The following is a 20,626-nucleotide window of genomic DNA, read 5'->3' as shown; positions in this document are numbered from 1 at the left end:
CCGTTCCTATCTCGCCCGAACCAGCGCGGTCACCACTTCCGGATGCACGATCAGGACGGCGCTGACCATGGCGCCGACCAGGACCACGCCGAGAACCACCAACCGCGCGAGGCGGTACAGGCGATCACCAGCGACGCGATCTGCCAGCACCAGCGCGATCCGGTCCGGCAGCTGCACGGGCCGGGCAGCGTCGGATGAGCGGTTCGAAACGTTTTGCCCGCGACTATCACGAAAGCATGCGAGCGATCAGCACTCGAGAAGCACTCAGCCACGCTCGACGCCCAACGAGAGCGAGCAGTCCCAACTGTCCAATCAGGACTCGCCCACACCGTCCGTCCTCAAAGGACAGAGATACGAATCTTGTCACCGGGTGTGACCAATTCGCTTCCGCCCGGTGACCACCCGTACGCCGAACCGGCCATGACTCTTTCGCCATGGCAACTATCCCCGATAGCCTGCTGACACCCACCACCGCGCAAGGGAGCCTCGTGACTTCAGCAGGGCACGCACCGGACCTCCTGTCTCCGGAGTTCGCCGCCGATCCGTACACCGCTTACGACGCCATGCTCGAGCATTCGCCGGTGACCTGGCACGAAGGCATGCAAAGTTACGTCCTCTCGCGCTACGAGGACGTCTCCCGCGCCTTCAAGGACGGGGTCTTCACCACCGAGAACTACGGCTGGCAGCTGGAACCCGTCCACGGCCGGACGATCCTGCAGATGAGCGGCCGCGAGCACTCGACCCGCCGGGCGCTGGTGGCCCCGGCCTTCCGGGGCAGCGAGCTGGAGCACAAGTTCCGCCCGGTGATCGAACGGAACTCGGCGGAGCTCATCAACGCCTTCCGCGGCCGCGGGTCGGCCGACCTCGTCAGCGACTACGCCCGGCACTTCCCGATCAACGTCATCGTCGACATGCTGGGCCTGGACCGCAGCGACCACGCGCGGTTCCAGCGCTGGTACATCGCGATCATCGCCTTCCTCGGCAACCTCAGCCAGGACGAAGAGGTCACCGCGGCCGGCCTGCGGACCCACGACGAGCTCGCCGAGTACATGATCCCGGTCATCCGGCACCGCCGCGAAAACCCCGGTGACGACCTGCTTTCGACGCTGTGCGCCACCGAGGTGGACGGCACCACCATGAGCGACGAGGACATCAAGGCCTTCTGCAGCCTGCTGCTCGCCGCCGGGGGTGAGACCACCGACAAGGCGATCGCCAGCCTGTTCCGGAACCTGCTCGCCCACCCCGACCAGCTCGAGGCCGTGCGCGCGGACCGTAGCCTGGTCCCGAAGGCCTTCGCCGAAACCCTGCGGCACACGCCGCCGGTGCACATGATCATGCGGCAGCCGGCCGAAGACATCGAGATCGACGGGCAGCGGATCCCGGCCGGCAGCACGGTGACCTGCCTCATCGGCGCCGCGAACCGTGACCCGCGGCGCTTCGCGAACCCCGGCGCGTTCGACATCTTCCGCACCGACCTGCCGACCGAAACCGCCTTCTCGGCGGCCGCGAGTCACCTGTCCTTCGCACTGGGCCGGCACTTCTGCGTCGGCGCGCTGCTGGCGAAGACCGAGATCGAGGTCGGCGTGAACCAGCTGCTCGACGCGATGCCGGACCTGCGGCTCGCCGACGGCGCGGAGGCGGCCGAGCAAGGCGTCTTCACCCGCGGACCGGCGTCACTGCCGGTCGTCTTCACCCCGGCGTAAGCGTCGACGCGCTCCGGCCCACCGGGATCGGCGGGCCGGAGCCGGTGTCACCAGCCGCCCGGCGCGGCGACGTGGACCGGGGTGAACACCACCGGCAGGCTCTCGAGCCCGCGCATCCACACCGAAGGCCGCCACACCAGGTCCTCCGCCGGGATCGCCAGCTCCAGGTCCGGCAGGCGGTCCAGCAGCACCTCGACCGTGGTGCGCGCGATGACCTCGGCCACCTCCGGGGCCGGGTACGGGCAGCCGTGCTCACCGTGGCCGAACGACATGTGCGCGTGGTTGCCCAGCGCTCCCGCCGCCGCGTCGGGACGCGCGTGCGGGTCGGCGTTGCCCGCGGCCAGGCCCAGCACCACCAGGTCGCCCTGCCGGATGCGGACGCCGCTGAGCACCGTGTCCCGCGTCGCGAAGCGGCCGATGAAGTTCTGCGTGGGCGTGTCGTGCCAGAGAACCTCGTTGAGGGCTTGGCCGACGCTGCCCCGGCCACCCGAGAGCGTCATCGCGAACCGGCTGTCGGTCAGCATCAGGCGGATGGTGTTGCCGATCCAGTTCGCCGTCGGCTGCTGGGCGGCGGCCGTCACCACGAGCAGGTCCTGGACGACCTCGTCGTCGGTCAGGTTCGCCGGGTCCCGCATCATCGACGTCGGCACGTCCGCGCCCGGCTGCTGGTGCTTCACCGCCACCAGCCGCGCCATCGCCTCCTGCACCCGGACGTACGCGGGCAGCGCCTCGGGGCCGACGTCCAGCGACAGCGCGACGTCCCGCACCAGCGCGGGGGCCTCCGAGTCGGGCATGCCGTACATCTTCGCGACCGCGAGCAGCGGCGCCTGCTGGGCGAACTGCGCGATCAGGTCGGCTTCGCCGGTGCCGGCGAACGCGTCGACGAGCCGGTCCGCGATGCGCTCGCAGTGCGCGCTCAGGTCGAACTGGTCGACCGCCGACAGCGCGTCGCCGATCGCGCCCGCCCGGCGCCGGTGTTCCGCGGCCTCGGTGAACATCACCGACGGGTTGTGCATGACGTAGGGCAGCAGCGGCCAGTCTTCGGGGACGTTCTCCCACTGGTTCCACCGGCGGCTGTCGCGCGCGAACAGCTGCGAGTCCTGGCACACCTGGTGGATCTCACGGTAGCCGGTCAGCAGCCACGCGGGGACGTCGTTGTCGAGCAGGACCGGGACGACGCCGCCGTACTGCCGCCGGATCCGGGCGTACAGCGCGGCGGGATCCTTCTGGAACTCGGGTCCGTACAACCGGACCCGGTCCGCGGCGACCGTCTCCGTCGCCGGGGTGCTGGTCTGGAAACCGGTCACGATGCGCCCTCCCGGACTTTGGACAGGGTGTAGAGGTGGTCGACGAGCGAGATCAGCACCTGCTTGGCCGAGTCCCGGTCGCGGGCGTCGCAGTCGACGAGCGGCACCTCGCCGTCCAGGTCGAGCGCGGCGCGGACGTCGTCGAGGCTGTGCTTGGGTGGGCCGAAGTTGTTGCGGGCCACGATGAACGGCGTCCCGTGGTGTTCGAGCCGGTCGATCGCGTACCAGGATTCGGCCAAGCGGCGAGCGTCCACCAGGACGACCGCGCCGAGCGTGCCGGCGAAGAGGCTGTCCCAGAGGAACCAGAACCGTTCCTGGCCCGGGGCGCCGAACAGGTAGAGGATCAGCTGCTCGTCGAGGCTGATCCGGCCGAAGTCGAACGCCACCGTGGTGGTCGTCTTGGCCTGCACCCCCCGGGTGCTGTCGACGCCGACCCCGGCCTGGGTCATCGTCTCTTCGGTGCTCAGCGGCCGGATCTCGCTGACCGACCGGACCATCGTCGTCTTGCCGACGCCGAAGCCGCCGACGATGACGATCTTCAGTCCGTCGGACGCGGTGTCGGCCAGGGGCAGCCGTTCGTCTGTTTCAGAGATTGCGGAGTCCAACGAGCACCTTCTTGAGGAATTCCGAGTCGGAGGTCCGTCCCGCGGCCGGGGCCGTGGTTCGAGACGACGGATGTCGGGCGGACACCTTGCCCGTGGCCAGCAGGTCCGCGAGCAGAATCTTGACCACGCTCACCGGGAGGGACAGATCGGACGACAGCTCCACGACGGACGTCGGCTTCGCGGCGATCTCGAGGATCCGGACGTGCTCGGACTGCATGCCCGCCGACGGCAGCGACTCCCGGACGATCAGCGTGACGAGGTCGAGGTCGATGTCGTCCGCGCTGCTGCGCCCGCCCGTGACCGTGTAAAGCCGGTCCGGGTCTTCCCCGTCGAGCGCCGAACGGGTCACGAAGCCGGGTGGTCGGCCGCTGTGAAGCGCGGCGGGGCGGTGAAGACCGAGCCGATCTGTTCCACCAGCTCGTCCATGTTGTGGCCGATCAGGCCCACGTCGGCGTCTTCTGTGGCGATCACCGCCAGGTGCGAGCCGACCCCGGCCTCCACGATGAAGAGGATCCCGCCGTGGAACTCGGTCATCGAGTTCCGCACGCCGCCGGTGCCGTCGCCGAACTCGACGGACGCGCCGTGCGCCAGCGCCTGGACCCCGGCCGCGATCGCGGCCAGCTGGTCGGCGCGGTCGACGGTGAGGCCCTGCGTGTGGCAGAGCTTCAGGCCGTCACGCGACAGCACGAGAGCGTGACAGGCGCCGGCGGTGTTGCCGACGAGGTTTTCGAGGAGCCATTCGAGGCTCTTGTCCGAGTCAGTCATCGAATCCGGGGACCGGTCTGACGGGTCCCCTCGCTCCAATCTGGCGGGGTTCGGGGGTGCGGGTCACGCGTCTTCGCCGGTTTCCGCCGGGGAGGCGGTGTGGCGCGACGGCGTGGTCCCGCCGCTGCGCCGCTGCTGGAAGGCGCCGAACCGGGAACCGGTGTCCCGTTCGGCGCGGGCCGTGCTCGGCGTGGGCGACGGCGGCCGGCGCGACGCGGCGGTCAGCGTCTGCCCGCGCGAGCGCTTCGGCAGTTCCGACGGCTCGGTCAGCTCGCCGGTGATCTCGTGGCTCGTGTCGGGCCCGGGCCACGCGACGGCGGCAGCCGGTTCTTCCCGCTCGGGCAGGGCATCCGGGCGTGGCTGCGTGATCAGCTGGGTCGGGATCCGCATGACGACGCCGATCCCGCCGCGCGAGGAGGGCCGGAAGAACACGTGCAGCTGGTGCTTGCGCGCCAGGCAGCCGACCACGGCGAGCCCGAGCCGTGTACCCGACATCGAGGTCAGGTCGAGCGGCTGGTCGAGGGACACCGCGCGCTCGGCGCGGACGAGGGCCTGCGCCTTCATGCCGAGACCACCGTCTTCGATGGTGATGACTGCCCCATTGTGCAGATCTTCGACATAAACGTGCACTTCTTCCGACGGCGCCGAGAACTTCGTGGCGTTGTCCATCAGTTCGGCGAGCGCGTGCATGACGTCTTCCGCGGCATAGCCGACGACGGCCACCCCGCTCGCGGAATGCACGCGGACCCGCTGATAAGCGCCGATCCGGCCGAGCGCGCCGCGCAGGATGCTCTCCATCCGGATCGGTTTTGTCCAGCGGCGGCCCGAGCGCGCGCCGGTGAGCACCGCGATGCTGTCGGCCAGCCGGCCGGCCTGCGCCGTGCTGTGGTCGACTTTGAGGAGATCCCCGAGCATCGCGTCCGACGAGCGGTTTTCCATTTCCCGCAGGTCGCCGAGGGTGCTGGTCGCCAGCGCCTGCAACCGGCCCGCGGCGTTCGCGCAGGCGGCGGTCGCGGCCGCGCGACGGCGTTCCCCGACGGCGACTTCGTCGACCACCAGCCGCAGGACGCGCTGGTGGAGTTCGTCGGCGGGGCGCGGGACTTCGGCGAGCACGCTGTCGGCGGGCGCGCCCCCGCGCAGCCTCGCGACGGCGTCGGGCACCGTCCGGTCGAGCAGCCGGGCCAGCTCACCGTCGCTGAACCGGACGAACTCGCGGGCCTGCCGGGCCTCGTCGAGCGCGGCCTGCGTCCGGCCGGTCTCGTGCGCGACCTGATCGGTGCGGCGCAACGCGAAGAACACCGCGACACAGGCGACGATCCCGGTGAACGCGCCCGCGACGGCGACGGCAATCCCCTGACCACCGGAAATCGACAGGGATATCCACGTCCAGATCGCCGCGGCGACGACCGCGGTGACCACCACCCCGATTACGGCCCGGCCGACCGACTGGCGTTCTTCCCGATGCTGTGCGGGCGGTCGTTCCGACATCGCTCCACTTCCTCGAGTCCGATTGGTGTCCGAACAGTACTCGGTTTGCCGACGGAGATCACGGATCGGTTTCAGCGCGCCCGCAACGGCGGCGACAGTAACGCCGACGTGATCGACACTGCCGCGCGGGTCCGGTAATTACCGCGAGGGCCGTTCCCCGGTCCGCGGCTTCCGGTAATGCGGCTTTTCCGGAAAAGCCCATTCCCCTCGAGCCGGCGGCAGCGCGCTCACCTCGCGCGGACCGGCCCCGGCTCGCCGTCCCGGGCCAGCCGCGCCTCGACTTCCCGCGCGGCCTCGTCCAGCTGCTGGGCGCGGTAGAGCGCCGCGGCCCGCTGCCAGGCCGCCCGGGCCCGGCCGGGTTCGCCGAGGCGCCGGTGCTCGTCGCCCATCGCGGTGTGGGTGGCCGCCTGCCGGTAGGTGTTGTCCAGCCGGTGCCAGTGCGCCAGAGCTCGTTCGTAATGGCGCAGTGCCCCGGCGCCGTCGCCGGTGGCGGCCGCGATCGCGCCGAGGTTGTCCAGGCTGTCCGCCTGGCCGTAGACGTCACCCTGGTCCCGGCAACGGTCCAGCGCGGACTCGCACAGTTCGCGGGCCCGGTCGTGCCGGCCCAGCCGGGTGTGGCAGGCGCCCATCATGCTGAGCGCCCGGGTTTCCCACTTCTCGTCGCCGACTTCGCGGTAGAGGTCGCGCGCGCTGGTGATGTGGGTGAGCGCCCGGGCGTCGTCGTCCTGGTGCGTCCACGCGAGCGCCAGGACGAAGTGGGCACCCGCCTGGCCGAGCGTGTCGCCGATGCGTTCGGACAGCTCCAGTGACCGGCTCAGGTGACCCAGCGCCTCCTCGCGGCGGCCGAGCGGCGCGTAGACCAGCCCGAGCCGCCGGTGCGCGCGGGCCTGGACGCCGGCGTTCGCCAGCCGTTCGGCCGCCGCCAGACCCGCCTGCCAGGCCTCGATGTTCTCGTGCAGGTGACCGCGCCGGTAGTGGAAGTTGTCCAGCGTCCAGGCCAGCTGCCAGACGGCGGTGTCCCAGCCGGCCTTCGCGGCCGCCACCCGCGCGGCCACCACGCACCGGTGGTTCGTGTCGAACCACGCCATCGCCGCCGCGTCGTCCGGCAGGGCTTCGGGGACGCAGCCCGCGGCCGGCTCGCCGAGGTCGATCGGCGGGTGCTGCTGGTCGAGCAGCCGGCTGCCCGCGTAGGCGGTGTGGCGGTAGAAGTCCACAACGCGGCGCAGGGCTTCCTCGCGGGCCGGCTCCGGTTCCTCGGTCAGCGCGACGGCGCGCGCGTGCCGGCGGACCAGGTCGTGGAGCCGGTACCGGCCGGTCACCGGCTGCTGCACGAGGTGGTCGTCGACGAGGCTTTCCAGCAGCTCGTTCGCCTCGGCGCGCGGCACCCCGGCGAGGGCGGCCGCCGCCGGGACGTCGATCTCCGGGCCGGGGTGCACGCCGAGCAACCGGAACATCCGCCGCCGCGGTTCGTCGAGCCGCTGGTAGGACAACGCGAACGCGGCCCCGACGCTGCGGTCCCCCACCGACAGCTCGGCGAGCGTGGAGCGCGCCTCCCCCAGCCGGTCCGCCAGGTAGCGGACGGTCCACGCGGGCCGCGAGCGCAGCCGGGCGGCGGCGATCCGGATCGCCAGCGGCAGGTGGCCGCACCGCGCGACGACGTCACGGACGGCCTCGGGCTCGGCGGTCGCCCGCTCGTCCCCCACGACACCGGTGAACAGCGCGACCGCGTCGGCCACCGGCAGCACGTCCAGCGACAGGGTGCGCGCGGCCTCGAGGTCGACCAGCCGGCGGCGGCTGGTGATCAGCGTCAGGCTCCGCGCGGTGCCGGGCAGCAGCGGGCGGACCTGCGCGGCGTCGGCGGCGTTGTCCAGCAGCACGAGCACCGAGCGCGCCGCCAGCTCCGAACGCCACAACGCGGCGCGCGCGTCGAGCGCGGCGGGGATCCGTTCCCCCGCAACGCCCAGCGCCCGCAGCAGGGTGTCCAACGCGCTCATCGGGGTGACCGGCGGCTGGCCCGGGGTGTGGCCGTGCAGGTCGATGAACAGCTGCGCGTCGGGGTACCGCTCGGCCAGCCGGTGCGCGGCGTGCACCGCCAGGGTCGTCTTGCCGACGCCCGCCATGCCGTCCAGCGCCTCGATGACCATGGCCAGCGGGGCCGCGTCGAGCCCGCTGCCGAGCAGGCGGTCCAGCTCGGCGCCGCGGCCGGCGAAGTCCGCGATGTCGCCCGGCAGGTCGCTGCGCACCGTCCGGGCCGGCTCGGCGTGGACGACCACGGCGGCGGGCGCCTCCAGCCGGCTGTCGTTCGCCAGCACCTGCCGGTGCACTTCGACGAGCCGCGGTGAGGGGTCCAGCCCGAATCGTTCGACAAGGACGGTGCGTGCCCGCGCGAAGGTGTCGAGCGCGTCCGCCTGCCGCCCGGCCCGGTAGAGCGCGGTCATCAGCTGGCCCCACAGCCGTTCGTGCCCGGGGTGGCGCTCGGTGAGCCCGGTCAGCTCTTCGACCAGGACCGTGCCCGCGCCGGTGGCGAGCTCGGCGTCGACGCGGTCCTCGACGGCGCCGAGGCGCAGACCGTGCAGCCGCGTCGCTTCCGCGCGCAGCTGCGGGACTTCGGCGAACTCGGCGTAGGCGTCCCCGCGCCACACCGCGAGCGCGGCGGTCAGCTGCTCGGCCGCCGTCGACGGCTCGGTCGCCAAGGCCTGCCGGCCGGCCACGACGAGCCGTTCGAACCGGGCGGCGTCGACCGCGTCGGGCGGCGGCTGCAACAGGTATCCGGCCGGGTGGGTGGTGATCAGCTCGGCCGCGGGCGCCAGCGAGTGCCGCAGCCGGGAGACGTAGCTGCGGACGGTCCGGTGCGCGTCCCGCGGCGCTTCGGCCGCCCACAGCGCGTCGACGAGCGTGCCCACCGAGGTCACCCGGCCGGCGTTCGCCGTGAGCAGGGCGAGGAGCGTGCGGATGCGGAACCCGCCGAGCTCCAGGGCGCGGTCGCGCACCCTCAGCTCGAAGGGACCCAGCACCTGGAACCGCGGCCCCTCCGCATGGTCGTCCGAATCCGCCCTCACGCCGTAAAGGTGAACCGAGCGGCCCGCCAGATACGCCGGAGCACCTTCGTCAAGGTGTCGACGGGTTGTGGACGAGTTGTCGACCGTCGCGGCAACAGTGGGCCCGGCAAGCGACCCGGCCCGACGCAGCGAGGTACGCATCCCATGACCCGGCAAGACTTCCGCCTGCTGATCGGCCTGGCGCCGTTCGACCCCCTCGACGTCCCGCCCGGCGCGCTCGCGCCGGGCAAGAAGGCGACGGTCGTCCAGTTCACCGCCGCGGTGACCGACCCCGACGTGGCCCGCTTGAAGACCGCGTACGGCCTGGTCTTCGACCGGTTCGTCCCGAACCTGGCCTACCTCGAGCACCTCGACGACGAGACCGTCACGAAGGTGCGGGCCGACTTCCTGGTCCGGTCGTGCACGGCGCTGGATCCGGCGCTGAAGCTCGCCCCGTGGCTGCCCGCCACCGGCACGTCGCTCGCCCTGATCGTGACCCTGTTCGACGACTTCGACGCCGGCGCCGTCCGGACGGCGCTGACCACGATCGGCGCCCGGGACGTCGAGCTCGTCGACAACCGCGAGATCGGTGGTCACCCCGTCGTGCGGTGCACGCTCGACGACCGCGCGGCGCTGCCGCTGGTCGCGGCGCTCGACGACGTCGTCTGGGTGGAGCCCGAGCAGGCCACGGTGGACCACGACGTCGAAGCGGCGCAGACGATCCAGTCCGGCACGGTCGGCCCGCACGGCGCCCCGGTCTGGGACCAGGGCCTGCACGGCGAGGGCCAGGTGATCGACATCATCGAGCAGGACGGCACGATCGACCTGAACCACTGCTTCTTCGCCGACGAGCCGGTGAACATCCCCGGCCCGGCGCACCGGAAGGTCGTCAAGCTCACCTCGAAGCCCACCACCAAGGTGAGCGAGCACGGCATGTTCGTCGCCGGCATCGCGGCGGGGGACGCGCTCACCAACCAGAGCGCGCACCCGGACCGCGGCGGGGCGTGGGCCGCCAAGATCGTCTTCCGCACCCGGGACACCTTCCTCGTGAACATGCTCGACGACGGGATGCGGGCCGGCGCCAAGATCCACAACGCCAGCTGGGGTGTCGAAAAGCCGTTCTACGACAAGACGGCGCGGGACGCGGACGACTTCAGCTTCCGCAACGAGGACCACGTGGTCGTCGGCGCCGCCGCCGGGTTCCACGACACGGACAACACCCCGCCCGGGATCGCCAAGAACGTCCTCTGCGTCGCCGCGGCCGAAGCGTTCCCCTTCGAAATGAACTTCGGCGACGGGCAGCCCGGCCCGACCACCCCCGACGGCCGCCGGAAGCCCGATCTCGTGGCGGTCGGCGGCGGCATCGAATCGGCGCTGGTGAACCCCGCGCCGGCTCCGGGCCCGTCCTGCCTGACCGCTCCGCCGCAGGTGTTCGACAAGACCGCGTCGAGCTGGGCGGCCCCGAACGCGGCGGCCGCGGCCGCGCTCGTGCGCCAGTACTTCACCGACGGCTTCTACCCCAGCGGCCGGAAGCAGGACAACCAGATCATGTTCCCGACCGGAGCGCTGATCCGTGCGGTGCTGCTCAACTCGACCGTCGACATGACCGGGACCGGCATCCCCAACGCCAGCCTCACCGGTTATCCCACGAACCTCGAGGGCTGGGGCCTCATCCGGCTCGACAACACCCTCTACTTCCCGGGGGACAGCCGCCGCCTGTTCGTCAACGACGTCCGGCACCTCGGCGGCCTGACGCTCCTGCAGAAGGTGTCCCAGCACGTGTTCGTCACCGACAGCGCCCAGCCGCTCAAGATCACGCTGGTGTGGACGGACATCCCGCCGGCCGAACCCCTGCACACGCTGCCGTCGCGCAACGCCATCCAGCTCGACGTTGAGGACTCCGCGGGAGTCCGGTACCTCGGCAACGACATCGACCGGACCACCGGGTTCTCCCGGCCGTTCGCGCCCGCCACGTCCGCCGGCGCGGACCTCCGCAACAACGTCCAGATGGTCATCGTCAAGAACCCGAACCCCGGCAGCTGGAAGATCACGCTCACCGGGGCGCCGGTCTTCGGCCGGCAGGGTTACGCACTCGTGGTGTCGGGAGCGGTGTCGTGACCGACTTCCGCGTGTGGATCGGCCCGGAGCCGTTCGACCCCGCCGGCGTGCGGGTGCCCGAGGCCCTCGCGGCCGGCCGGAAGGCGACGATCGTCCAGTTCAAGGCGTCGCTGAACGAGCCCGACGTCGCCCGGCTGAACGCCGCCTACGGGGTGCGTCTCGACCGGTTCGTGCCGAACTTCTCGTTCCTCGAACGGCTCGACGACCAGACGGCCGCGAGGGTGCGCGCCGACTTCCTGGTGCGCACCGTCGTCCCGCTGGACCCGGCGTTGAAGCTCGCCACCTGGATCCCCGCCGGCACCCCGCTCGACCTGGTCGCGACCCTGTTCGACGACGCGGACGCCGCCACCGTCTCGGCCGCCCTGACCGCACTCGGCGCCCGTGCCGTCGTGCTCACCGACAACCGGCCCTTCGGTGGCAGCCAGTACGCCGACTTCACCCTCGACGACCGGACCAAGCTGGGCCAGGTCGCGGCGATCGACGACGTCCTCCTGGTCGAACCGGTGCCGGAACGGGCGGTCACCGACCTCCCCGCGGCCCAGGTCTTCCAGTCGGGCGTCGCCGGTCTGAACGCCACGCCGATCTGGGACCACGACCTGCACGGCGAGGGGCAGGTCCTCGGGCTCATCGACGAGGGACACCTCGACCTCAACCACTGCTTCTTCAACGACGCCAAGCACACCAAGGCCGACGAAGACCACCGCAAGGTCCTCGCCATGTTCGACCAGAACGACGTCGGGACTTCGCCGCACTTCATGTTCGTCGCCGGTATCGCCGCGGGCGACTCCCTCGACAAGAACGGCAAGGGCGGCGGCCACGAGCACCGCGGTGGCGCGTGGGCAGCCCAGCTCGCCTGCTACAGCCTGAACGACATGGCCGGTGCGGTTTCGGTCAAGTTCCAGCTGATCCTCGACCGGCTCAAGAAAGCGGGAGCGTTCGTCCACACCAACAGCTGGGCCGGCGGCATCCCGGCGTACAACGTCGACGCCGTCGACGCCGACACGTTCAGCTTCGGCAACGAGGAGCATGTGGTGATCGCCGCCGCGGCGAACACCAACGACCACGCCGCCGGGAACGGCGCGCCCGGGATCGCGAAGAACGTGCTGTGCGTGGCCGCGTCCCAGGGGCCGCCGGACCAGCTGAGCTTCGGCAGCGGGAAACCGGGGCCGACCGCCGACGGCCGCCGCAAACCGGATCTCATGGCGGTGGGCAACGGCATCCAGTCCGCGTCCCTGAAGCGGGACTCCACCGCGCTCTACTGCGACGTCGGTCCCTACTTCAAGAACCCGGACCTGGCGGCCACGAGCTGGGCGACGCCCAACGCGGCCGCGGCCGCCGTCCTCGTGCGCCAGTACTTCAAAGAGGGCTGGTACCCCTTCGGCGAGAAACGGGACGACCGCCGGGCCACTCCGACCGGCGCCCTGATCAGGGCGGTGCTGCTCAACTCGACCACCGACCTGACCGGCATCCCCGGCTACCCGTCCGATGTCGAGGGCTGGGGGCAGATCCAGCTCGACCGCACCCTCGTCTTCAAGAACGGCCGCGCTCGCCGGCTGCTGGTGAACGACGTGCGGCACGCCGCCGGGCTGTCGCTGGGGATGAGCACCGCCCAGCGCTTCTTCGTCGGCAATGACCACGAACAGCTCAAGATCACGCTCGTGTGGACGGATCCCCCCGCCGCCGCGCTCGCGGCCCACCCCACGCGCAACGTCCTCAAGCTGACGGCCCAGGACGCGCTGGGGGTCAAGTATCTCGGGAACGACTTCGACACCACGTCCGGCGTCTCCCGCGAAGGCGGGACCGGGCCCCAGGACGTGGTCAACAACGTCCAGATGATCGTCGTCGACCGGCCGTTCACCGGCAAGTGGACCATCACCGTCGAGGGAACCACCGTCTTCGGCAAGCAGGGGTACGCCCTGGTCGTCACGGGGGCGTGAGATGAACTCCAGCACCGAGCCCGTCGGAGGCACCGGATGGCACTGACCGTCGAAACCCTGTTGCTCGAAGTGGGGCGCGCGTTCGCGCCGCTCGAACAACGCTTGCGTGGCGCCGAAATCCCGCTCCTGTTCGCCGAGATCGGGCTGCCCGCCCCCGACGTGGTGCTCGGCGCGCAGGCCGTGCAGAACGCCGTCGGTGGCGCCGCGACCGCGTTGAGTTCCTTGCCGAGGGTGGTGACGGACCTGGCCGCGGCGATCGACGCCCGCGACACGGCCCGGATCACCGCGGCGGTGGCCGCCGTGGCGCCGATCGTCAAGGCGGTCGCGACCGCCGTCGACGTGGTGTCCACCGCGATCACCGCAGCCGCGCGGACGGCGGGACCGAACCGGGCCGAAGTCGAGGCGTTCGCGGCCGAACTGGCGCAGCGGCTGTTCGGTTTCGCGCTCATCACCTACCTCGAAGACCGCAAGCCCGTCGCCGGATATCTGCTGGGGTTGCTCGGGATCCTCGAATCGACACCGCTGGCCGCGACTCCCGCGGCGCCCGCGCACGTGCGCCGGGTGCTGCGGGTGGACCGGCTGACCGCGTTGCTGCGCGACCCGGTCGGGGTGCTTTCCGACGTCTACGCCTGGGGCAGCCCGGAGTTCGACTGGGACCTGCTGCTGCGCCGGCTGTCGATCTTCCTCGTCGCGGTCACGGACTTCGCGTTCGTGCAGACCGGCCCGCCGCCGTTCCTGCGCATCGCCGGGGTCGACCTCGGCGTCACCGACGATCCCGTCCCCGGTGTCGGCGCCGAGCTGCGGCTCGCCACGGACGAGACCCTGGACCTGACCATCCCGATCAGCGACACGGTCGCCTTTGTCGTGACGTCCGACGCGGCCCTGGAAGAGAAGGCCGCCGTCGAGGTGCTGCCGCCGGCGCAGATCCGGGTCGTCCCGCCGACGGCCGAGGTGCGCGGCGGGATCCGGCTGGGCCTGCAGGCGCCGTACGCCGACGGCGCGCCGCCGATCGTCGTCCTGGGCACGGCGGGCGGGTCGCGGATCGAGGCGCGGAAGCTGCGCACGACCGTCGGCGCGGATCTCGTGTGGAACCCCACCGAGCGGCGGGCCGACGGCGCGCTGGTGTTCGAAGCCGCCGTCGAGGGCGGCAAGATCGTGCTCGACCTGTCCGATGCGGACGGTTTCCTCAGCACCCTCCTGCCGGCGGGGAAGCTCGAGTTCGACGTCGACTTCGTGCTGACGTGGTCGTCGGCGACCGGGTTGCGGTTCAAGGGCTCCGGCGGCGCCGAGGTGGACGTGCCGGTCGACCTCAGCGCCGGGCCGGTGACCCTCACGAGCCTGCACCTGGCGCTGCTGCTGGCGGCCGGCGGTGTCTCGTTCGAGGCGTCGGGCTCGATCACCGCCCAGCTCGGCCCGATCTTCGCGGCGATCGACCGGACCGGCGCCGTGCTGCGCCTGGAGCAGCCGTCGAGCGGCGGCAGCCTGGGGCTCGCGGAATTCTCCGTCGGGTTCAAGCCGCCCACCGGCGTCGGGCTGTCGGTCGACGCGGGCGCGATCTCCGGCGGCGGCACGTTGTCGTTCGACCCGGACCGCGGGGAGTACTCCGGCTCGCTGGAGCTGGAGTTCGCGGACTTCCTCGCGCTGAAAGCGATCGGGCTGATCACGACGCGCCAGCCGGACGGCTCGCCGGGCTTCTCGCTGCTGATGGTCCTCACCGCCGAGTTCGGCAGCGGAATCCAGCTGGGGTACGGCTTCCGGCTGCTGGCCGTCGGCGGGCTCATCGGGCTGAACCGCGGGATGAACCTGGCCGCGCTCGTCGAGGGCGTCCGGACCGGGGCGATCGAGTCGGTCGCGTTCCCGAAGGACGTCGTCGCCAACGCGCCGCGGATCCTGTCCGACCTCGCGCGGTTCTTCCCGCCCGAGCAGGGCACGTTCCTGATCGGGCCGATGGCGAAGATCGGCTGGGGCACACCGACTCTGGTGAGCATTTCCCTGGGCGTGATCATCGAGATACCGGGCAACATCGCCGTGCTCGGTGTCCTGAAGGCCGCGCTGCCCACCGAGGACGACCCGCTGCTGGTCGTCCAGGCTCAGTTCGTCGGCGCTTTGGAGCTCGACAAGTCGCGGCTGTGGTTCTTCGCGAAGCTGTTCGACTCGCGGATCCTCACCATGACCATCGACGGCGGCATGGGCGTGCTGGTCGCCTGGGGTGACAACCCCGACCTGGTGCTGACCGTCGGCGGGTTCCACCCGGCGTACCGGCCGCCGCCGTTGCCGTTCCCGATCCCCGACCGGCTGTCGGTGGACATCCTGAACCGCAACAACCAGCTCATCCGCGTCTCCGGGTACTTCGCCGTCACGAGCAACACCGTCCAGTTCGGCGCGAAAGCCGAGCTGCGGCTGGGGTTCAGCGCGTTCCGCGTCGAGGGGCACCTGGGGTTCGACGCGCTGTTCCAGCTGTCGCCGTTCCGGTTCGCCATCCACATCGGCGCCCATGTGACGCTGAAGGCGTTCGGCGTCGGGGCGTTCGGGATCGACCTGGACTTCCAGCTCGAAGGACCCGCGCCGTGGCGTGCGCACGGCCGGGGTTCGATCGGGTTCCTGTTCTTCTCGATCTCGGCGAACTTCGACATCACCTGGGGCGAAGACCGCGACACGACGTTGCCCCCGGTAGCCGTGCTTCCGTTGCTGGCCAACGAAATCGGGAAGCTGGAAGGCTGGGACACCCGGCTGCCGTCCGGGGACAACCGCACGCTCGTCAACCTCCGGCAGCTGCCCGAGACCGGCGAGATCGTGCTGCACCCGCTCGGCACGCTGTTCGTCCGGCAGCGCGCGCTGCCGCTGGGTGTCCGGCTGGACCGCGTCGGCGGGCAGAAAGCCGGGGACGGTAAGCGGTTCACCGTCGACGCGGTGGGCGGCACCGGGCTGAAGCGGGTGTCGTTCACCGGCGACCGGTTCGCGATGGGACAGTTCCAGACGCTGTCCGACGCCGCTGCGCTGTCCCGGCCGTCCTACGAGACGCAGGACGCCGGGCTGGAGCTGACCGCCGACACGGCGCTGGCGACCGCGCGGGTGGTCCGCCGCAGTGCCCGGTACGAACTGCACGTCATCGACAGTGCGGCGGCGCCGCAGGCGATCAGGCTGGCCGTGCCGCAGAAGCGGTTCCACAGCGTCAGCGGACCGGTGTTCGACGAGCTGACCCGGGGCAGCAGCACGAGCCGCGCGGCGCTGTCGGCCCGGCAGGCCGCGCAGAAGCAGCCGTTCGCCGCGCAGGACACCGTCCGCGTCACCGAACAGCGGTTCGTGGTCGCCTATCTCAAGAGCAACCGGCAGGCGTTCCCGCCGGGCTCGATCGCGCGGCGGACCACGGTGACAACGTTCCGCAGCCGGGCGACCGCCGAGGACGCGCTCGCGGACTTCGTCACCGCGGACCGCGGGCTGGACGGCCTGCTGCACGTGATCCCCGCGGCCGAGGCGGTGGGCACGCCCGGGGTGCCGGGAACCTGGTCCGCGGCGGGGGCTCTGCCGACACCGGTGTCCACTGTGGACGCCGTGCCGCTGGCCACCGGCCGGGTGCTGCTCGCGGGCGGGACCGGCGCGGACGGCTCAGCCGTCGCCTCGACCACGCTGTTCGACCCGACCGCCGACTCGTGGGCCACCGGCCCGTCAGTGGGCACGGCTCGCCGCCGGCACACCACGACCCGCCTCGACGACGGCCGGGTGCTGGTCGCCGGCGGCCGCGGCGCCGACACCGTCCTGGCGACGGCCGAGGTGGCCGACCCGGCCGCGAGCGCGTGGACGAAGACGGGGAACCTCGGCGTCGCCCGGCACGGCCATTCGGCGACGAAACTCCGCAGCGGCCGGGTGCTGGTCGCGGGCGGCAGCGGCATCCGCCCCGGGCAGGACGACGGCGCCCTCACCGCGTGCGAGGTGTTCGACCCCGGCACCGGCACTTGGGCGCCGCTGCCGCCGATGACCGACGCGCGCACCGACCACCAGGCCGTCCTGCTGCCGGACGGCAACGTCCTCGTGGCCGGCGGCGCCCTCCCGGGCGGGCAGCTCGCCTACTGCGAGGTGTTCGACCGGGCGAAGGAGGACTGGTTCGTCACCGGCAGCCTCGCCCAGGCCCGCACCGGCCACCAGGCGACCCTGCTGCCGGACGGCACGGTCCTGGTCACCGGCGGCGACGCGGTGGTCGCGCCCGACGGCACGCTCGACCCGCACAGCCTCGCCACCACCGAGCGGTACACGCCGAAGGAGGGGACGTGGCGTGCGGCGGCCCCGATGCCGGGCGGCGGGCGCACCGGACACCGCGCCCTGCTGCTCAGCTCCGGGTTCGTCCTGGTGACCGGCGGCACCGGCACCCCCGAACGGACCGCGGGCTACCGCTCGGCCCTGCTCTACGACCCGGACCGCAACACCTGGACGACGGTTTCGGGCCTGCTCCGCGGCCGTTCCGCCCACGCCGTGACCGAGCTGCCCGACGACCGGGTGCTCGTCGCCGCCGGTGTGGCCGGCCCCGACCCCGCCGGCACCGGCGAGGTGCTCATCCCATGACGTCTGCGAAGGAATCGACGATGACCACTCTCACCGCGGCCCTCGGCACCTGGACCGGCGCCCACGACCTGCCCACCCCGGCCGCCTGGTACGGCCAGCACGACGGCGCCGTCGCGCTCGGCCACGGGATCGTCCTGGTCGCGGGCGGCGTGGACGCCACGGGTGCCGCGATCGGCACCGCCGCGGCGCTCGACACGACCGGCGCGTGGACCCCGACCGGCACGATGCGCTCACCCCGGCAGCTGCACACGCTCACCCGCCTGCCGGACGGGACGGTCCTCGCCGCGGGCGGTCTCGGCGGCTCGTCCCCCACCGGGCTCGGGCTCGGCACCGCCGAGATCTACCACCCGGACGGCAACCAGTGGACGTTCACCACCGGCCCGATGCTCACCCCGCGCTGGGGCCACAGCGCCGTGCTGCTGGACGACGGCTCGGTGCTCGTCGCCGGCGGCAGCGCGGCCCGCCCCGGCGGGAGCGTCACGGCGTTGCGTTCGGCCGAGCGCTACACGCCGAGCGACGGCAAGTGGCACGAGGCGCCGGCGATGACCGACGCCCGCACCGGTCACACGGCCGTCGCGCTCGACAACGGGATGGTCCTGGTCGTCGGCGGTGTGGTGCCGGTGGGCGTCCCCGACGATCCCGCGTTGGCGTTCTGCGAGCTGTACGACTCGGGCAAGAAGGTGTGGGCCCCGACCGGCGCCCTGCTGCGCGCCCGGCGGCACCACCAGGCGACGCGGCTGTCCGGCACGACCGTGCTCGTGACCGGCGGGACCGCGCCGGGTTCGCCGGGGACCGCGCCGTACGACCCGTTCAGCCAGCGCGCCGTCGAGGTGTTCGAGCTGGGCAGCGGGAAGTGGACGGAGAAGACGCCGATGCCGGCCGGGCGGGCGTTCCACCGGGCCGTCCCGGTCGGCGAGGGCCGGGTGCTGGTCGTCGGCGGGTCGTCGAGCGACCGTGACGAAGCCGGCTACCGCAGCGCGTTCGTCTACGACGCCGGCGAAGACAACTGGACGGCGGCCGCCGGGCTCGAGACCGGGCGGTGGTCGTTCGCCGCGGCACCCCTCGACAACGGCGGGGCGGCGATCGCCGGCGGCGTCGTCCGGTCCGGGCTGGCCGCCGCGGACCCGGCCGTCACCGAGCTGACCCCGGCCACGGAGCTGTTCGCCGGCGGTGCCGCGTGAGCACGAACGCGTACACCTTCCTGCCCTGGCTGCGCTCGGGGATCAGCACCCAGGTGAAGACCCCGCCGCCGGCCGGCGTGCGGGCCACGGTCAAGGTCCAGCTCCTGGTGTCGGGCGACCCGGTCACCGGGCACGACACGCTGACCCAGCCGGTGAACCGCGACGTCCAGCTGTACGGGCCGGGCGATGTCGTCGGCGTCGACCCGCGGGCGATCTCGCGGGTCGAGCCGCGGCCCGGTGTGCCCAACGCGGAGCCGAACTACCTGGCGCACATCGAGTTTTCGGAGGAGGACTTTCTCTGGCGCTACAGCCCGGCGGCCGCCGACGGCCGGACCGCGCGGCTCACGCCGTGGCTGGCGCTGGTCGTGCTGGCCACCGGGGAGTTCACCGAGGTCCCCTCCCCCGGCGGCCCGCTGCCCGCGATCACCGTCGCGGACCCGGGCACGCTGCCGCCGGCGGACCAGCTGGGCGCGTGGGCGCACGTGCACGTCAACGGTTCACTGGCGGATCCGGTCGCCACCGACGGGACGACGGCCGCGCTCGCCGCGCTCACCGAAGTGGTGCGCACCAACGCCGACAACGCGTGTTCACGGTTGATCTGCCCGCGTCACCTGCAGCCGGGCACGGCGTACGAGGCGTTCCTGGTCCCGACGTTCGAGTCCGGTCGCCTCGCGGGCCTCGGGCTGGACCCGGCGGTGGCGCCGAACGCGCTGTATTCCAGCTGGGGCCCGCACTACGCGAACCGCCCGCTGGAGGGAGTGCTCCCGTATTACCACCGCTGGTCGTTCGCGACGGGCACAGCGGGCGACTTCGAGTTCCTGGTCAGGTTGTTGCGTCCACAGGCGCCGGATCCGCGGATCGGGAAGCGGGACCTGGACGTCCACGGCGATCCGGGTCTGGCCCTGCCGCCGATCACGGACCAGGGCGGGGTGCTGCCGCTGCGGGGTGCGCTGAAGGTGCCGGAACGCAGCGGCGACCCGATCGACCCGGCGGACAACTGGGACCACTTCGTCACCACGGGTGAGGCCCCGCCGTACCCGCACCCGTTCGAGCAGGCAATGGCGGGCCTGCTCAACCTGGCCGACGACTACCAACGCCACGAGCCGGCGGCGGCCCACGCAGCCAGCCCGGCGGCGACAGCGGGCCCGGACCCGGTGATCACGCCGCCGCTGTACGGGCGCTGGCATGCGTTGACCACCCGGCTGCTGGACGACGAGAACGGTGTCCCGGTGTCACCGGAGATCCTGCGCGGCTGGCTTCACCGGCTCAACCTCGACCCGCGGTTCCGGATCGCGGCGAACCTGGGCGCGCAGGTCGTTCGGGCGCGGGATGAGGAGCTGATGGCGGCGGCTTGGGCTCAGGTTGGTGATGTTCTTGTTGCGAATGGACGGATCCGGGCCGCGCAGTTGGCGCGGGAAGTGGGGAATGTTTTGCAGGCCAAGCACATTGATCCACCGACGGGTGCCGGATTGGCGGCGCTCGCGGCCGCTCCGGCCTCGGCGCCTGGGCGGTCGCTGACGCTGACCGCGCCCGCGCACTCGCGGGTGACGACCGCGGCGAGCAGCACCTTCGCGGCCGTGGGCAGCGCGGCCGGTGGCCCCACCACCGCACGTGGCGCGACTGGCACCCGCACCCCCGCAGGCGGCGCGGCCGATGACCCCACCACCGCAAGCGGCGCGACTGGCACCCGCACCGCCGCAGGCGACGCGGCCGATGACCCCACCACCGCAAGCGGCGCGACTGGCACCCGCACCGCCGCGGGCGGCGCGGCCGATGACCCCACCACTGCAGGCGGCACGGCGGGTGGCCCCACCAACGCAAGCGGCGGGGAGAGAGCACCCGACCGCCGCGAGCGGGAGGAGGGGGGGTTGGCGCCACCCCAGCCCCCACCCACCCCCCCCCACCCAACCACCACATTCTTTCTCGG

The 20,626-nt window shown here is 72.2% G+C and carries 12 protein-coding genes and 1 pseudogene; 6 read left to right on the top strand and 7 right to left on the bottom strand.

Features of this window, described 5'->3' with window-relative positions:
* Positions 1-6: 6 nt before the first annotated feature.
* Positions 7-177, bottom strand: a complete 171-nt coding sequence (locus ACZ63J_RS36615) for a hypothetical protein (protein ID WP_465407575.1) — start codon at positions 175-177, stop codon at positions 7-9.
* A gap of 311 nt (positions 178-488) precedes the next feature.
* Here ACZ63J_RS36615 and ACZ63J_RS36610 point away from each other — a divergent pair, with 311 nt between their 5' ends.
* On the top strand, positions 489-1,703 hold the full coding sequence (locus ACZ63J_RS36610) for a cytochrome P450 (protein ID WP_465337454.1): 1,215 nt from the start codon (positions 489-491) through the stop codon (positions 1,701-1,703).
* Between the two features lie 47 nt (positions 1,704-1,750).
* Here ACZ63J_RS36610 and ACZ63J_RS36605 read toward each other — a convergent pair whose 3' ends face one another.
* The 6 genes from ACZ63J_RS36605 to ACZ63J_RS36580 all read right to left on the bottom strand — a co-directional run bounded on the left by ACZ63J_RS36605 (position 1,751) and on the right by ACZ63J_RS36580 (position 8,927).
* The gene (locus tag ACZ63J_RS36605; protein ID WP_465407577.1) at positions 1,751-3,010 is read right to left on the bottom strand and encodes a cytochrome P450; all 1,260 of its coding nucleotides are present in this window, start codon (positions 3,008-3,010) and stop codon (positions 1,751-1,753) included.
* On the bottom strand, positions 3,007-3,615 hold the full coding sequence (locus tag ACZ63J_RS36600) for a GTP-binding protein (protein WP_465337456.1): 609 nt from the start codon (positions 3,613-3,615) through the stop codon (positions 3,007-3,009). Before ACZ63J_RS36600 ends, ACZ63J_RS36605 begins: the two co-directional genes overlap by 4 nt.
* Positions 3,596-3,964, bottom strand: a complete 369-nt coding sequence (locus tag ACZ63J_RS36595) for a DUF742 domain-containing protein (protein ID WP_465310802.1) — start codon at positions 3,962-3,964, stop codon at positions 3,596-3,598. Before ACZ63J_RS36595 ends, ACZ63J_RS36600 begins: the two co-directional genes overlap by 20 nt.
* Positions 3,961-4,380, bottom strand: a complete 420-nt coding sequence (locus tag ACZ63J_RS36590; RefSeq protein ID WP_247049526.1) for a roadblock/LC7 domain-containing protein — start codon at positions 4,378-4,380, stop codon at positions 3,961-3,963. The genes ACZ63J_RS36595 and ACZ63J_RS36590 overlap by 4 nt, the downstream gene beginning before the upstream one ends.
* A 63-nt stretch (positions 4,381-4,443) precedes the next feature.
* Positions 4,444-5,868: a sensor histidine kinase gene (locus ACZ63J_RS36585; protein ID WP_465407579.1), complete on the bottom strand. Its 1,425-nt coding sequence runs from the start codon at positions 5,866-5,868 to the stop codon at positions 4,444-4,446.
* A 227-nt stretch (positions 5,869-6,095) separates the two neighbouring features.
* Entirely contained in the window at positions 6,096-8,927 is a 2,832-nt protein-coding gene (locus ACZ63J_RS36580; RefSeq protein ID WP_465407580.1) for an AfsR/SARP family transcriptional regulator, read from the bottom strand.
* 144 nt (positions 8,928-9,071) lie between these two features.
* Between ACZ63J_RS36580 and ACZ63J_RS36575 the strand changes: the two genes are divergently transcribed.
* The 5 genes and pseudogenes from ACZ63J_RS36575 to ACZ63J_RS36555 all read left to right on the top strand — a co-directional run.
* Positions 9,072-11,024, top strand: coding sequence for a S8 family serine peptidase (locus tag ACZ63J_RS36575; protein ID WP_465407582.1), 1,953 nt, complete (start codon positions 9,072-9,074; stop codon positions 11,022-11,024).
* A complete protein-coding gene (locus ACZ63J_RS36570) occupies positions 11,021-12,961 on the top strand; it encodes a S8 family serine peptidase (RefSeq protein ID WP_465407584.1) in 1,941 nt (646 codons plus the stop codon). The genes ACZ63J_RS36575 and ACZ63J_RS36570 overlap by 4 nt, the downstream gene beginning before the upstream one ends.
* Positions 12,962-12,997: 36 nt before the next feature.
* On the top strand, positions 12,998-17,518 hold the full coding sequence (locus ACZ63J_RS36565) for a DUF6603 domain-containing protein (protein ID WP_465407586.1): 4,521 nt from the start codon (positions 12,998-13,000) through the stop codon (positions 17,516-17,518).
* A 20-nt stretch (positions 17,519-17,538) separates the two neighbouring features.
* Positions 17,539-18,699 (top strand): Kelch repeat-containing protein, encoded by a 1,161-nt coding sequence (locus ACZ63J_RS36560; protein ID WP_465407588.1) that lies wholly within the window; start codon positions 17,539-17,541, stop codon positions 18,697-18,699.
* Positions 18,696-20,626 (top strand): annotated as a pseudogene (locus ACZ63J_RS36555) (hypothetical protein); the annotation flags it as partial. The gene ACZ63J_RS36560 and the pseudogene ACZ63J_RS36555, both read left to right, overlap by 4 nt.

This window comes from Amycolatopsis sp. NPDC104863 (assembly GCF_055582965.1).
This window is presented reverse-complemented; position numbering and strand designations above follow the sequence as displayed.

Coding starts and splice junctions, on each gene's coding strand:
- ACZ63J_RS36590 (WP_247049526.1), bottom strand. CDS start 4,380: ATGACTGACTCGGACAAGAGCCTCGAATGGCTCCTCGAAAACCTCGTC.
- ACZ63J_RS36585 (WP_465407579.1), bottom strand. CDS start 5,868: ATGTCGGAACGACCGCCCGCACAGCATCGGGAAGAACGCCAGTCGGTC.
- ACZ63J_RS36575 (WP_465407582.1), top strand. CDS start 9,072: ATGACCCGGCAAGACTTCCGCCTGCTGATCGGCCTGGCGCCGTTCGAC.
- ACZ63J_RS36565 (WP_465407586.1), top strand. CDS start 12,998: ATGGCACTGACCGTCGAAACCCTGTTGCTCGAAGTGGGGCGCGCGTTC.
- ACZ63J_RS36560 (WP_465407588.1), top strand. CDS start 17,539: ATGACCACTCTCACCGCGGCCCTCGGCACCTGGACCGGCGCCCACGAC.